Annotated in this window: 16 protein-coding genes; 13 read left to right on the forward strand and 3 right to left on the reverse strand. The window is 60.9% G+C overall.

Annotated elements, in window-relative coordinates; translation table 11 throughout:
• Positions 1-300, forward strand: a 300-nt coding sequence (locus HKN06_14295; protein ID NNF62482.1) for a hypothetical protein, incomplete at its 5' end; no start/stop codon positions are given.
• Between the two features lie 44 nt (positions 301-344).
• Here the strand turns inward: HKN06_14295 and HKN06_14300 are convergent.
• Entirely contained in the window at positions 345-1,799 is a 1,455-nt protein-coding gene (locus tag HKN06_14300; protein ID NNF62483.1) for an OmpA family protein, read from the reverse strand.
• 250 nt (positions 1,800-2,049) lie between these two features.
• Positions 2,050-2,898 (reverse strand): LysR family transcriptional regulator, encoded by an 849-nt coding sequence (locus HKN06_14305; GenBank protein ID NNF62484.1) that lies wholly within the window; start codon positions 2,896-2,898, stop codon positions 2,050-2,052.
• Positions 2,899-3,019: 121 nt separating this feature from the next.
• Between HKN06_14305 and HKN06_14310 the strand changes: the two genes are divergently transcribed.
• The 12 genes from HKN06_14310 (at position 3,020) to HKN06_14365 (ending at position 12,259) form a co-directional block, all read left to right on the forward strand.
• Complete coding sequence (locus tag HKN06_14310; protein NNF62485.1) at positions 3,020-3,331, forward strand: hypothetical protein; 312 nt, start codon at positions 3,020-3,022, stop codon at positions 3,329-3,331.
• 16 nt (positions 3,332-3,347) lie between these two features.
• Complete coding sequence (locus HKN06_14315) at positions 3,348-3,560, forward strand: LapA family protein (protein NNF62486.1); 213 nt, start codon at positions 3,348-3,350, stop codon at positions 3,558-3,560.
• Positions 3,544-4,185, forward strand: coding sequence for a class D sortase (locus HKN06_14320; GenBank protein ID NNF62487.1), 642 nt, complete (start codon positions 3,544-3,546; stop codon positions 4,183-4,185). Before HKN06_14315 ends, HKN06_14320 begins: the two co-directional genes overlap by 17 nt.
• Entirely contained in the window at positions 4,182-4,685 is a 504-nt protein-coding gene (locus tag HKN06_14325) for a hypothetical protein (GenBank protein ID NNF62488.1), read from the forward strand. Before HKN06_14320 ends, HKN06_14325 begins: the two co-directional genes overlap by 4 nt.
• A gap of 60 nt (positions 4,686-4,745) precedes the next feature.
• Complete coding sequence (locus HKN06_14330; protein NNF62489.1) at positions 4,746-5,192, forward strand: ATP-dependent zinc protease; 447 nt, start codon at positions 4,746-4,748, stop codon at positions 5,190-5,192.
• A gap of 29 nt (positions 5,193-5,221) precedes the next feature.
• The gene (gene rimK, locus HKN06_14335; protein NNF62490.1) at positions 5,222-6,127 is read left to right on the forward strand and encodes a 30S ribosomal protein S6--L-glutamate ligase; all 906 of its coding nucleotides are present in this window, start codon (positions 5,222-5,224) and stop codon (positions 6,125-6,127) included.
• Between the two features lie 101 nt (positions 6,128-6,228).
• Positions 6,229-7,158 (forward strand): succinylglutamate desuccinylase/aspartoacylase family protein, encoded by a 930-nt coding sequence (locus HKN06_14340; protein NNF62491.1) that lies wholly within the window; start codon positions 6,229-6,231, stop codon positions 7,156-7,158.
• Positions 7,159-7,167: 9 nt separating this feature from the next.
• Positions 7,168-8,139: a magnesium/cobalt transporter CorA gene (gene corA, locus HKN06_14345; GenBank protein NNF62492.1), complete on the forward strand. Its 972-nt coding sequence runs from the start codon at positions 7,168-7,170 to the stop codon at positions 8,137-8,139.
• Positions 8,140-9,338: 1,199 nt separating this feature from the next.
• Positions 9,339-10,235 (forward strand): mechanosensitive ion channel, encoded by an 897-nt coding sequence (locus tag HKN06_14350; protein ID NNF62493.1) that lies wholly within the window; start codon positions 9,339-9,341, stop codon positions 10,233-10,235.
• A 137-nt stretch (positions 10,236-10,372) separates the two neighbouring features.
• A complete protein-coding gene (locus HKN06_14355; protein ID NNF62494.1) occupies positions 10,373-10,576 on the forward strand; it encodes a hypothetical protein in 204 nt (67 codons plus the stop codon).
• A gap of 35 nt (positions 10,577-10,611) precedes the next feature.
• On the forward strand, positions 10,612-11,400 hold the full coding sequence (locus tag HKN06_14360) for a hypothetical protein (GenBank protein NNF62495.1): 789 nt from the start codon (positions 10,612-10,614) through the stop codon (positions 11,398-11,400).
• A gap of 1 nt (position 11,401) precedes the next feature.
• Positions 11,402-12,259, forward strand: coding sequence for a mechanosensitive ion channel family protein (locus tag HKN06_14365; GenBank protein ID NNF62496.1), 858 nt, complete (start codon positions 11,402-11,404; stop codon positions 12,257-12,259).
• Here HKN06_14365 and HKN06_14370 read toward each other — a convergent pair.
• The coding region (locus HKN06_14370; GenBank protein ID NNF62497.1) for a hypothetical protein at positions 12,256-12,923 on the reverse strand (668 nt) is incomplete at its 5' end. The genes HKN06_14365 and HKN06_14370 overlap by 4 nt on opposite strands.

Raw genomic sequence — 12,923 nt, forward strand, 5'->3', positions numbered from 1 at the left:
TTCAATCCGGCCAAAGCCTATTTCGGCGCGGGCATCGCATGGAGCGGCTTTTTGTCGCACCGCCGTTCGGACCAGCTTGGCCTGGCGATTGCTTCAGTCCGCCTTGGTGACGACTACCGCCAGGCCAATAACAGCAATACGCACGAAACCACAATCGAGCTGACCTACCGGGCCCGGGTTTCCGACTGGCTTTACCTGCAGCCTGATATCCAGTACATCATCAACCCCGGCGCCGAGCCGCGACTGGATAATTCCCTGGTGTTAGGGCTGCGCTTCGAAGCGCTCCACGGTCTGTTTTAGCTGACAGCCAGGGGCATCTGATGCCTCAGGCTGTAGCCAATGCATCAGCTGCCGCTGCGTGCTTTTGTATGCAGCACGATGTCAATACGCCGGTTACGCGCGCGACCCTCTTTGGTTTCATTGTTGGCAATCGGCCTTGTTTCACCGTAACCAACTGCTGCGATCTGGGCGTCCGCTATGTTCATATTGGCGCGCAGGTAGGCGCGCACAGCATCGGCACGCTCCTGTGACAATTTCATGTTTATTGCATCGCCGCCGTAGGCGTCGGTGTGACCTTCAATGGTCACCATGGCATCGGGAAATACGCGAATTGCTTCCATCAGCGTGGTCAGCAGACCATAGGCATGCGGCTCGATGGTTGCTTTGCCAACCGGGAAACTAGTGCCAACCATGCGGATGATGATGTCACTGCCGTCACGCAGTACGTCAGCGTCGTCTTCATTGAACATGTTCTCAATGCGGGCAAACTGCGCGCGTTCCTTTGCCTGCCGCTCAAGTTCGACTTCCAGTGCCTGCCGTTGCTCGCTAATACCGCCCAGGCGGGTCTCGAGTGAGTCCAGCTGTGCTTCCAGCGCAGCGATCTGCCGGGCGCGATCGTAAAGTTCCTGCTCATTTGTGCGCTGCTGTTGCTGCAGCTCGCGGATGTACTCGAGGATGCTGCGGGTTGCTGGCTGGTAACCCTCGTCGAAGCTGACAGTAAGATCGGCCAAGCCCGCAATCTGCTGCAACGGAAGCTCACCGGCCAATATGAACGACTCGACGCCTTCTTTGCGCGACTCTTTCACTTCGTTTGCCAGGAACAGCGCGTGACGCGCTTCGTACTGAGCCTGCCGCGCGAGGTCGCGCGGCCGGTCGGTATCGTAGCGGTTGTCGGTGAGCTCTTTTTCAGCTGTTGCGAGTAGTTCCTGCGCCAGCTTGAACGTCGCCGGCGCGTAGCGCTCGGCACGTGCTTCTTCTGCCTGGTTGAGCAGTCGCCGTGCATCGTTGAGATACGCCGCCTTGATGCCGGCCAGCTCAGCGCGCCGGTACAGCTCCTCGGCTTCTGCTGCACGACGCAGTGACGCCTGCTTGTCGCCACGCTCGAACTCATTGATAGCTTCGCGAAACTTGCGTTCGCCCAGTTGCCAGTTTTTCTCGTCGTGCAGGCCGGCGTCCACACCCCGGGCTGCCTGTCGCAACTTGACCAGACTCGCAAGCTCGGCGCGTGCGCTGCGTGCGATTTTCTGCGCATCGCGGTAGGTCTGAGCTGCCTCAGCCAGCGCGCGCTTGATGCGCTCGAGCGGGCGATCCTGGCCAAAATCCCGTTCGGCGGCGGCCAGCGCATCGCTGCCGCGCTCAAAGGTGCGCGGCGCGTAGGTTGCCGCATCGGCTGCCTTAGCCGCATCGCGCGCGGCTACCGCATCAGAAAACATCAGGTCGCGCACCTGCTGGTCGCTGGCAATGGCCAGCAGCGGGGCGCATAACAGCAGCGTCGATATGATGCGGTGAGTTGGGTTCATCCGGATCTCTCCATACAAAACGGCGACGGGAATATACCCCTGGCAACGCGGCGGCGCCAGCAAAAATATTGCATCAGGCTGGCCTGCGCACCGCCATGGCATCCCGGCGCGGGAACGGTCCGGTCCGTGCACGGAACCGGCATCGTGCGCGGGCTGACGACCTGTCGCGATCTGAACCTCCGGATCCGGAGGAGCGACGCGACCTGGAAACCGTCAGGGACCGTTTGCGTATCGAACTCGAACCAGCAGCCTAGGCTGCCAGCGTCGGCGGGATCAGTTCCAGCGCCTGCTCGATGAGTTCGAGACGCGGCGAGCGCACCGGAAACGTGGCGTAAGCCTGGCGCTCGAAAACCGGCGCGTCTTCAACCCGGTGCAGCAGACCAAATTCCAGGTCTTTCTCCACCATCCGGAGCGGCAGGTAGGCGCTGCCGCCGACGGCGTTGATGTACTCGAGTGCCATTTTCGCATGCGATGCCCGGGTTCTGGCCTCGACCGCGTCAGGAAAGGTGCGCCGGTGATCAAGCGCAAATGACAAACCCCAGTCGACATACACATAGCCGTCACCGAGCGCGGTTTCGATGGAAACACCCGCGCTGCTGGATACACATACGAACTGAAGGGTTGCCGTTTCGCGGATGTGCATGATTTCCAGCTGCGCCGGTTCGAGCATGATCGCGACATCCAGCGTGCCGTCGATCAGCTGCCGTGTCAGTACATCCGGTGTCTGCGACTCGGCGATGATGGCCATCTCCGGCCAGGTGCGCCGCATCTCGTGCAGCCAGCGTTGCAGTACGGCGTCCCACAGACGCAGGCTGCCGCCGATCACCAGTTGTACCGCCGCACCGGCGAAGGTCACGTCCTGCCGCGCCGCGCGCCACGCTGCGATCAACCGTTGCGCGTGGGGAACCAGCCGGCTGCCCTCGGGCGTCAGCCTCATTTCCCGCCGGCTGCGCTCGAACAATAGCGAACCCAGTTGCTGCTCGAGGTTTTTCAGCCGGGAGCTCACCGCCGCCTGGGTGACATTGAGGGCCTCAGCGGAGCGGCCGAAATGCCGCGTCCGGTTGAGTTCGAGGAAGGTACGCAGCAGTTCCAGATCCATGGACCAATAATAAAAACTTCTTATTAAATCCACAACTAATTTTAGTTTTATTTATCGTCAGTCTGACCGTACCATCGGCTCCGAACCTGGTCTGGCGACCAGTCATGGAGCAGCGGTCGTGATGAGTGAATCTGGCGGTCGGCGCGGGCACGAGGAGATCGTGGCCTCACATCTGCAGCAACAACAGTACCTGTCGCAGGCCGAGAAACGGATGGAGGAGGCGCGCGCCAAGCTACAGGGCGTTGGCAGCAAGTTGAGCGGCATCGTGCGGGCGAAGACACGACTGGATGCGCAACTGGTGACTATCGAGCGACGGCTGGCACAGCTGCGCGGTTCCGACCCGCAATTATGGGACAGTAACCGGCGCCAGCTCGATGCAGCCTGGGACGAACTGGCCGCAGCGATCACAGCTTTTATCAGCCGTTTGAGTTGAACAGGGGGGTAAAAACATGCGCGTAAAGATTGCCATCGCTGCAGTTTTGCTGGTGCTGGTTAGCCTGTTTGCCGTGCAGAACTCGCAGGTTGTCGAAATTCGTCTGCTGATGTGGACTGTGGAAATTTCCCGCGCGCTGTTGATCTATCTCATGCTCGTTATCGGCATAGTAATCGGCTGGTTTATGCGGGCAATCTGGAGGCTGTCGCGAAATGCACGGCAACAGTAATCAATTGCTGCGCCGACTGGAGGTGCTGGCCTGGCTCGCTGCCGGACTGTTGCTCGGGTTTTATTTCATCGCCGCGGTACATGCTGACCGCGCATCCGGACGCGATTTACAGCAGTTCGAGCGCAGCGCATTGCAGGTTGATGCAGCCGAGCAGTCGCTGTGGTCAGAGTCGCGCAAGGCAGCCTACCGCGAGTCGCTGACGTCAATTCACGAGCTGCCCGAAGCGGTGCTGCGTATCCCGGCTATCGCCCTGGAGGCGCCGGTGTGGGCAGGAACCGATGAGGTGACGCTGAATCGCGCCGTTGGCCGTGTGCCGCAGTCGGCGAGTGCCGGCGAAGCCGGCAACGTCGTCCTGGCTGCGCACCGCGACGGGTTTTTCCGCGAACTCGGTGAACTGGCCGAGGGCGATACGGTCGTCATCCAGACGTTGCAGGAACAGCACCGTTATGTGGTGCGGCAGTCACTGATCGTCGAGCCTGATGCTGTGCACGTGATGGACGATACCGGGCAACCGATACTGACGCTCATCACGTGCTACCCGTTTTATTTCGTTGGTCCGGCGCCACAGCGTTACGTGGTGCGGGCCGTGCTTGAAACATCTGCCACAGGAGGAACTTTTCAATGAGCAGGTTTGTACTTACCGCAGTAGCAGTATTTTTGTTGGCCAGTCTGTCCATGCCAGCCACGGCACAGACGTCGTTTGCCTGGGTTCAGGACGATATTGATGTATACAACATGCAGGTCGTCAGGGTCAGCGGCCGGCGGCTTACCGTACGGATTACCGAACTGCGCGGCCGGCATACTTTCCAGGTGCCGCGCGGCTTCCACTTCTATATCGACGGACAACGGACCGACGTAACTGCGCTCGAGCGTGGCCAGCGGCTGACCGCCTATGTCACCCGGGCACCAAACCGCGAACTGGTGCTGGTTGATGCGGGCGTGCCTCAGGCAACACCACCCGCAACCCCGGCGGCGCCGCCGGTCGTAGCGGTGCAGGCGCCTGAGCCGGCCCCGGCCGTCGCCATGCTGCCAAAGACTGGCAGCCCGCTGCCACTGATCGGGCTGGGCGGCCTGCTGGCGCTGATAACGGCCTTTGGCATACGCCTGGTACGCACGCAGCGTTAAGATGCTGTCCCGGGGGCGCGTTGCGCCCCCGGGGTTTGCATTGCAACTGGGGGCTTTCAAATGGCCAAGGAAAAAATTCCGCTGGGTTGGCGCGAATGGATCGCGTTACCGGATCTGGGGATCGAGCGTATCAAGGCGAAGGTCGACACCGGTGCACGCACCTCGGCGCTGCATGCGTTTTTTATCGAAACGGTCGAGGGACGGGATCGCCCCACGGTTCGATTCGGCCTGCATCCGAGACAGCGTGACAGTGAAACAGAAGTCATGTGCGAAGCGGAAATACTCGACGAACGCTGGGTTACCGACTCGGGCGGACACCGCGAGATGCGCCCGGTGATCGAAACGACTATCGAGATGGCCGGCGAGCGCTGGCCCATCGAGATAACACTGACATCGCGCGACAATATGCGCTTTCGCATGCTGCTGGGCCGTACCGCAATGCGCAAACGCTGCGTCGTGCACCCGGGCAGATCCTACCTTGCAGGCAACAAGCCGGAGAAGAAATGAGCGACACAACAGTAAAGGAACACCCACGGCTGCGCATTGCTATCCTGTCGCGCGGCCCGAAGCTGTACTCCACCCGGCGACTGGTAGAGGCGGCCGAGCAGCGTGGACATCAGGTGAAGGTTATCAACCCGCTGCGCTGCTACATGAACATCGCGGCAAACAACCCCGAAATACACTTTGATGGCAAAAAGCTGCAGGATTTTGACGCGGTGATACCGCGTATCGGTGCATCGGTAACTTTTTACGGTACCGCGGTGCTGCGCCAGTTCGAAATGATGGGCGTGTTCCCGGTCAACGAGTCAGTTGCCATCAGCCGCTCCCGCGACAAGCTGCGTTCGATGCAGCTGATGGCACGCAAGGGTGTCGGCCTGCCGGTTACCGGATTTGCTCACGCGCCGGATGACGTCCGGGACATGCTCAGTATGGTCGGCGGCGCGCCGCTGGTTATCAAGCTGCTCGAGGGCACCCAGGGAATCGGCGTAGTGCTGGCGGAGACACCAAAAGCAGCCGAGAGTGTCATCGAGGCCTTCATGGGCCTGAATGCTAATATCCTGGTGCAGGAATTCATTAAAGAAGCCGGTGGTGCGGACATCCGCTGCCTGGTCGTAGGCGACCGGGTCATTGCGGCAATGAAACGCCAGGCGGCGGACGGCGAGTTTCGCTCGAATCTGCATCGCGGTGGCAGTGCCGAACTGGTCAAGCTCACCCCGGACGAGCGCGCGACCGCGGTGCGGGCTGCGAAAGTCATGGGTCTAAACGTGGCGGGCGTCGACGTATTGCGCTCCGAGCGCGGTCCGGTTGTAATCGAGGTCAATTCCTCGCCTGGACTGGAAGGCATCGAAGGAGCTACCGGCAAAGATGTTGCTGCGTTGATCATGAAGTTCATCGAGAAAAATGCTCGCCCGCATCGCACCCGCACACGAGGCAAGGGGTGAGCGGCCGACCGCTGCAGATCAGTGACGCCAGCATCGCGCCTGGCAACAGGCAGACAGTTGACCTGATCGCCGGGCAGCTTTATACGCATGAACCCATCTACATGCCGGTGCACGTGGTTAACGGCAAGCATGACGGGCCGGTGCTGTTCCTCAGTGCCGCGATTCATGGCGACGAGCTCAATGGCATCGAAATCGTGCGTCGCGTGGTTAACTCGCGTATCACCGGACGGCTGCGCGGCACGCTCATTGCCGTGCCAATCGTCAATGTACTCGGTGTGGTACACCAATCCCGCTACCTGCCGGACCGGCGCGACCTGAACCGCAGTTTTCCCGGCAGCCCGACGGGCTCGCTGGCCGCACGCATGGCGCACCTGTTCATGAATGAAGTTGTCGAGCGGTCAACGCACGGTATCGACCTGCACACCGGCGCTTTGCATCGTGACAACTTGCCGCAGGTGCGCGGCAAGCTCGGCAACCGCAAAGTCAAAAAGATGGCGGAGGCGTTCGGCGCGCCGGTGGTGCTGGACTCGGCAATTCGCGACGGTTCGTTGCGTGATGCCGCAACCGAACGCGGCATCCCGGTGCTGCTGTACGAAGCGGGCGAAGCGCTGCGCTTCAACGAAGCGGCCATACGCATCGGCGTCAGTGGTGTGTTCAATGTAATGCGCGATCTTGGTATGCTGCCACCACGAAAGAGGAAGCCTTCGAAGCCTTTCGTGGCGCGCTCTTCGACGTGGATACGGGCGCCGGTCAGCGGGGTGTTCCGTGCCACCACCGCGCTGGGGGCCGAAGTGACCAAGGGACAACGGCTTGGTGTGTTGTCAGACCCCTTTGGTGCCGAAGAGGTGCCGGTCCAGGCCACAGCAAAAGGGATTATCATCGGACGCAGCAACCTGCCGCTGGTGCACGAGGGCGAGGCGATCTATCACATTGGCCGCGTTTCGCGACCGGCGGCGGCAGCAGCTCATGTCGAGCAGGTGCAGGACCTCACCAGCCAGGACGTTGCCGGGCAGTCACCACCGATAGTCTAGGAGGAAGCCATGAGCGGCCTACGGGCAATGATCTACGAGCCGGGAGGCGGGCTGAGAACCGGCGGCGAGGAGTTGCTTGGCCAGCAGCCAGCCACGCCCGGAGCATGGATCTGGGTCGATCTGGACGGTGTCGACAAGGACAGGGAGCGTGAACTGCTGGAGCAGCAGTTTCATATTAATCGCCTCGCTATTCAGGATGCGCAACGCGAGCGCCACCCGCCAAAGCAGGAATTGTTCGACGATTGTGTGTTCCTGTTGCTGCGCGAGCTCGATATCGACGAGACCTCGGTCAATGACCCGTCGCTGACGCATCTCGCGCTGTTCGTTGGTGACAATTTCCTGGTAACCCGGCGTCAGGGCGCGGCCAGTGCAGTTGACCCGGTGTGGAAAAGCTCGACGGTCGGGCAACTCGAGCGCGGTCCCGCGCACATTGTGTATCGCATTTGTCGCCACATTGTCGACGAGTTCACGCCTTATGTGGTCGACTTGGAAGAACGTCTGGGTGAGATCGAGGACCGCATGTTCGAATCCCCCAGCGACGACCTGATCGAGGATCTCGCGCTGTACAACCGGATCCTGAAGAAATTGCGCCGCACGCTCACCTACCAGCACCTGATGATGAAACAGGTGGCACTGAGTAACGAGGGCCTGATGAAGTTGTTCGACGACCACGAATTCAACGACATCTACGAAAACATGGAGCGGTTGGCCAGTCTGTGCCAGCTCAACCAGGAATTGGCGGTCGACCTGCTCAATACGTACCTTTCGGTGGCCTCGCATCGACTCAACCAGATCATGCGTGTGCTGACTATTGTTACAGTAATCTTCATGCCGCTTGGCCTGTTGGCCGGCATTTACGGCATGAATTTTTCCAACATGCCGGAGTTGGCCTGGCAATATGGCTACTTCACAGTGCTTGGCGTGATGGCGGTTATTGTTGCCACCTTGTTCGTAGTGCTCAGGCATAAGGAATGGCTGTGAGACTTGCTTTCCTGTTCCTGTTGCTGCTGCCGGCAGCGTGGGCGCAGGAGCAGCAGGCGTCGCCATCAGTGCCGGATCCTCGCAACCTGACTGCGGACTGGTGGAAGTACATCGGCGATGCCGGCGCCGAGCTGCAGACGCGTATCGACGCAATGGTGCGACAATCTTCCGCAGCAGCAGCGTCGGGCGACTATGCGCAGCAGGCGCAGCCCTATCTCGAGCGACTGCGGCTGAACCTGGCTGCTCTGCCGGATCTGAAAGCGCAGACCGGCAGCATGCCTGAGCCGGTAGCGGCGACTGTAGCGGAGTACCGGCTCCGTGAAGTCATTGAGCTGCAGCGATCCTTGCGCAAGGCGCGGCGTGAGCTGTCGCAGCTGGGCCAGGTGATTGACCGGAGCAAGGCCTCCGTCGCAGCAGCACAACGGCGTATCGATACCCTGATGGCCAGCTACCTGGCGCTGGGGGCAACCAGCTCGGAGCGACTGATCCGGGGTCTGCAGATTATGGCGTCGCGCGCTGAGCTGGCCAGCGCGACACAACAACTACGCGTGCGCAGCGCAACGTATGCCGCGCTCAAAGATCGCGAGCAGGGCATGACGGCATTGGTCGAACATGCAGTCGGGTCAATCGTAGCGACGCCGAATGAGCTCGACGAGGTGGCAGGTCAGCTTGACCAGCTCAATACGCAGCTCGGGCGAATCCAGGATGACCTGCGTGAGCGACAGGCGCGGGCACTCGGCGCCCAGGGAACCTCGTTGAGGGATCGTGCAGACAGCGCCTGGCGCGCGCTTCGGGCGCTGGAAGTGTCGGCGGCGGAGAGCGATCTCAGGCTGCAGATTGCGCGTCATGAAATCGAGCGCAACTGGCTGGAATTGTACCTGCCAGGTAGTGCTGACAAGAATATGACGCGGTCACAGCAGGTGCTGGCAAATTCCGGCGAGCGTCTGCAGCTTGTCAGGGCTGAGCTGGAACAGTGGGAGCAGCAGGCCGAGCAGGAACTGACCGCCTTGCGTTTTGATGAACAGCAGGACCCGTCGCTGCAACGTATCAATCGGCAGCGGCTGCAAACCGCCAACCAGGTGCTACTCAATGTCGGCCAGGCGCGAAGTTCGGCAGGCGACCTGGAGTTCGTGCGCGGATTGTTGCAGCAGCGGCTGGTATCCGGCAAAGGTATTGTTGGCGGCGGCTTTGCTGCGCTGATGCTGTGGCTGGGCGATAGCTGGGCCGGCGCGCAGCGCTGGGGTGAGGCCAGCCTGTTTCGCATCGGCGACACACCGCTTACCGTTTTTGGCCTGCTGCGTGTCGCATTTATCCTGTTTGTCGCGATCTGGATTTCGCGTTTGTTCCGCCACGGGCTGGACCGAATCGGCTCGCGCAGCGAGGGCACCCAGTCGGCGTTTTATACCGTTGGCCGGCTGGCCCATTACGTCATCATCGCCGCCGCGATACTGGTAGGCCTGGCGTCGATTGGCCTGAATTTCTCCAACCTCGCCATTGTTGCCGGTGCACTCGGTGTCGGTATCGGTTTCGGCCTGCAGTCGATAGTCAATAATTTCGTTTCCGGCCTGATTCTGCTGTTCGAGCGCAGCCTGAAAGTGGGCGATTACGTCGAACTCGAATCCGGCGTTGGTGGCCTGGTGAAAGAAATCAACGTACGCAGCACGCTGATCAATACCAACCAGAATCTCGACATTCTGGTGCCCAACTCGGAATTTGTCAGCGGCCGGCTGACAAACTGGACACTCAAGGATGTCAGTCGGCGTATGCACGTACCCTTCGGGGTCGCCTACGGGACTGACAAAGACAAGGTAAAGCAGGCGGTGCTCGAGGCGGTCAAAAAGGTGCCCTACACGGTTACCGACGAGCCGGCCCGGGCGGCCGATGTGTGGCTGACCAGTTTTGGCGACAGCAGTCTGGATTTCGAGCTGGTGGTATGGGTCAAGCAGGCCTCGGTAAGAAACCCTGGCCGGGTGCACGCCGCCTACACCTGGGCCATCGAGACGGCGCTGATTGAAAACGGCATCGAGATCCCCTTCCCGCAGCGCGACCTGCACCTGCGCAGCGGCTTCACCGGGGCGGGCCAGGGTGGCGCCTGAGGATATTGACTTTGCGCCCGGCGGGCCTATATTCGCCACGTGCTCCGGCGGGCTGGCCCGCATGGTTTTGGCAGGGACTTTCGCCCCCGGCGCCAGGGAACAGGCAACGAGAGCAGTGACCGGGAGCGCACAGGTGCATGACTATGGGCAACAAACAGTTTTCCACCGATGATTTTGACGAAGCAGTGTTGTTCGACAGCGAATTCGACATCGAGTCGTTCATCGCATCGGACCGTGAACGTGATCGGCGCCGTCACTGGACAAGGCACCGGCGGGGACTTTGGCGTGACGACCAGGTGGTCAGCGCAGACTACGATGAGTGGGACGATTTCGACGACTGAAAAAAACATGTACGCACCGGCGCCGGGATCGGTCCATGGCTGATCCCGGCCGCTGGTGGGGCGAGTTCGATACGCCACTCGATCAGTGGAGCCGCTGGCTGATCGGGCCGCTGTCGCTGTGGGCACGCGCCTCGGCAGGCGAGTGGCGCTTGTCGTGGCATTCCGATGCTGATCGTTTGCTCGATCGTCTGTCAGTCGAGATGCCCGCGACAGGCGAACCGGACAACGCCGACGAGACAACACGTTACGCGCTGGCCGATGCGGGCAACAGGCTGCGCCTGACACCGCGGCTGGCTGACAGACCTGTTGTGGTACGTCCCGAGACGCCGCTGGTTATTCCGTCGGGGCAGAACACGGTGTTGTTTGTCGGTACCAGCCTGTGGGTGCGCATCGAGTCGCTTGCAGCAGATACAGCGCTGCTCACAGATGTCCCGATCTTTCGCCCGTCTGACACCTGGTTTGGCAGTAACACACGTATAGGCGAACTGTGTTACGCCAGCCGCACCAAGGCGCGTACGAGTGCCGAATTGCTCGGCCGCATTCCGCACCGGGCGGTAACACCGGTTGAAGTGATTAACAAAGGTGCCGACGCACTGCCGGTCTCGCAGTTGCGAATACCGGTTCAGGCGCTGAGCCTGTTTGAGGCCGGCAGCCGGCTGTGGACCGACGGGATTCGCTTCACCCGCGAGCTCAACAGCACCGCGGCCGAATTCGAAATCGACAGCGCGGCGACCTACGTGCCAGAGAATCGAGAGGTACTGGCGGCACCACAGCGACCGATCGCGCACAAGTCTGTGATGGAAGTCTTCAGCTCGTTGTTTTGATATGGAACAGATAACCGCACTACTTGCCGACGAACGTGTAGCCCAGTGGCTGCGAGCCGGCCTGATTATCATTATCGGGCTGGTGCTGGCACGGCTGGCCTCGCGTGTCATCTACCGCAGCACCCGTGTGCCGATGGGCGAACACCGCGCCGTCATGCTGAAGCGGCTGGTGTTTTATGCACTGTTTGTTCTTGTTGCGATGGCGGCCCTGCGCGAGCTGGGTTTCAGCCTTGGCGTCGTGCTTGGCGCGGCTGGCGTACTTTCAGTTGCGCTCGGCTTCGCGTCGCAGACTTCAGCATCCAACCTCATCAGCGGCCTGTTCCTGGTTGCCGAGGCGCCGTTTTCCATAGGCGACATCATCAAGCTCGGAGACCGGACCGGCGAGGTGCTGTCGATCGACCTGTTGTCAGTGAAGCTGCGCACCTTCGATAACCTGTACGTTCGTATTCCGAACGAAACCCTGATCAAGAGCGAGATCGTCAATCTCACCCGGTTTCCCATTCGCCGGCTCGATCTGATGTTGGGTGTGGCTTACAAGGAAGACATCGCACAGGTGCGCGAGCTGTTGATTGCTGTGGCCGATGATTATCCGCTATGCCTGGATGAGCCCCGGCCGCTGCTCATTTTTCAGGGCTTCGGCAACTCGTCGCTGGACCTGCAGTTTTCGATCTGGTCCAGGCGGGAGAATTTCCTCGAGATCAGGAATATGCTCCCGGAGCGTATCAAGCAGGCATTCGACGAGCACGGCATCGAGATACCTTTCCCGCATGTTTCGGTGTACACCGGCAGCGTCACCGAACCCTTCCCGGTGCAGCTCATGCCGGGCGACGCCAGCAAGCAGCCCGACGAAAAAAACTAGTTGGATTCGCGCGTGTAGATCAGGTCGAGCGACTGGTCTTCGCCCGAGCGGGCCTCGAGGCTGATGCGGTTGTTGAGGCGGTAGCGCAGCAGCAATGCGCCGAGGCGGCTGAACAGGCCGTAGCTGTAGCGAATGTACAGGTCCGGTCCAATGCGTTTGCCGGCCATGATGGCGCCGGTGTCGACGTTGCGAGTGTCCAGCCGCAGCTCATCCAGACCAACGCTGCGGCCGATCTGGTCAGTAATCGCAGTGGCACGTGCGGCGCCGAGCAGCAGCGCGGAGTTCTGGATCGAGCGACCCTCTGCAGCGGTGGCCTCTGCCAGTGGGCGACCGATAACAAGGTAAGACAGCGCGTCGGCTTCGGCCATGGCCGGCTCGGAAAAAATATTCGACACGGGCGCACGACCGGTACCGCTGAGGCGTATACCGACTCTTACCGTGTCGAAATCACGTGTGGCCTCAACGTTCAGTGCGGGGTCTTCGAGGTCGCCGGTAAACAGCAGCGTGCCATTATCGATAACCAGGTTCTGGCCGTAGGCCTGGAAGCGGCCCGACTCGAGCGTAATCAGGCCGCGTCCCTGTGGCGGCCTGCCGGGGATCAGGCGCAAGGCCAGCTCGCCATCAAGACCGGTGCGTAACCCGAAACCGCTGAAGCTCACTTCCT

The sequence above is a fragment of the Gammaproteobacteria bacterium genome, assembly GCA_013003425.1.
Taxonomy (GTDB): Bacteria; Pseudomonadota; Gammaproteobacteria; order Steroidobacterales; family JABDKV01; genus JABDJB01.

Bases quoted from the DNA above. Each gene is read 5' to 3' on its own strand.
- HKN06_14355 (NNF62494.1), top strand. From the start codon at position 10,373: ATGACTATGGGCAACAAACAGTTTTCCACCGATGATTTTGACGAAGCA.
- HKN06_14305 (NNF62484.1), bottom strand. From the start codon at position 2,898: ATGGATCTGGAACTGCTGCGTACCTTCCTCGAACTCAACCGGACGCGG.
- HKN06_14300 (NNF62483.1), bottom strand. From the start codon at position 1,799: ATGAACCCAACTCACCGCATCATATCGACGCTGCTGTTATGCGCCCCG.
- HKN06_14365 (NNF62496.1), top strand. From the start codon at position 11,402: ATGGAACAGATAACCGCACTACTTGCCGACGAACGTGTAGCCCAGTGG.
- HKN06_14340 (NNF62491.1), top strand. From the start codon at position 6,229: ATGCCGGTGCACGTGGTTAACGGCAAGCATGACGGGCCGGTGCTGTTC.
- HKN06_14320 (NNF62487.1), top strand. From the start codon at position 3,544: ATGCACGGCAACAGTAATCAATTGCTGCGCCGACTGGAGGTGCTGGCC.
- HKN06_14360 (NNF62495.1), top strand. From the start codon at position 10,612: ATGGCTGATCCCGGCCGCTGGTGGGGCGAGTTCGATACGCCACTCGAT.
- HKN06_14350 (NNF62493.1), top strand. From the start codon at position 9,339: ATGCTGTGGCTGGGCGATAGCTGGGCCGGCGCGCAGCGCTGGGGTGAG.
- corA (NNF62492.1), top strand. From the start codon at position 7,168: ATGAGCGGCCTACGGGCAATGATCTACGAGCCGGGAGGCGGGCTGAGA.
- HKN06_14325 (NNF62488.1), top strand. From the start codon at position 4,182: ATGAGCAGGTTTGTACTTACCGCAGTAGCAGTATTTTTGTTGGCCAGT.
- HKN06_14330 (NNF62489.1), top strand. From the start codon at position 4,746: ATGGCCAAGGAAAAAATTCCGCTGGGTTGGCGCGAATGGATCGCGTTA.
- HKN06_14310 (NNF62485.1), top strand. From the start codon at position 3,020: ATGAGTGAATCTGGCGGTCGGCGCGGGCACGAGGAGATCGTGGCCTCA.
- HKN06_14315 (NNF62486.1), top strand. From the start codon at position 3,348: ATGCGCGTAAAGATTGCCATCGCTGCAGTTTTGCTGGTGCTGGTTAGC.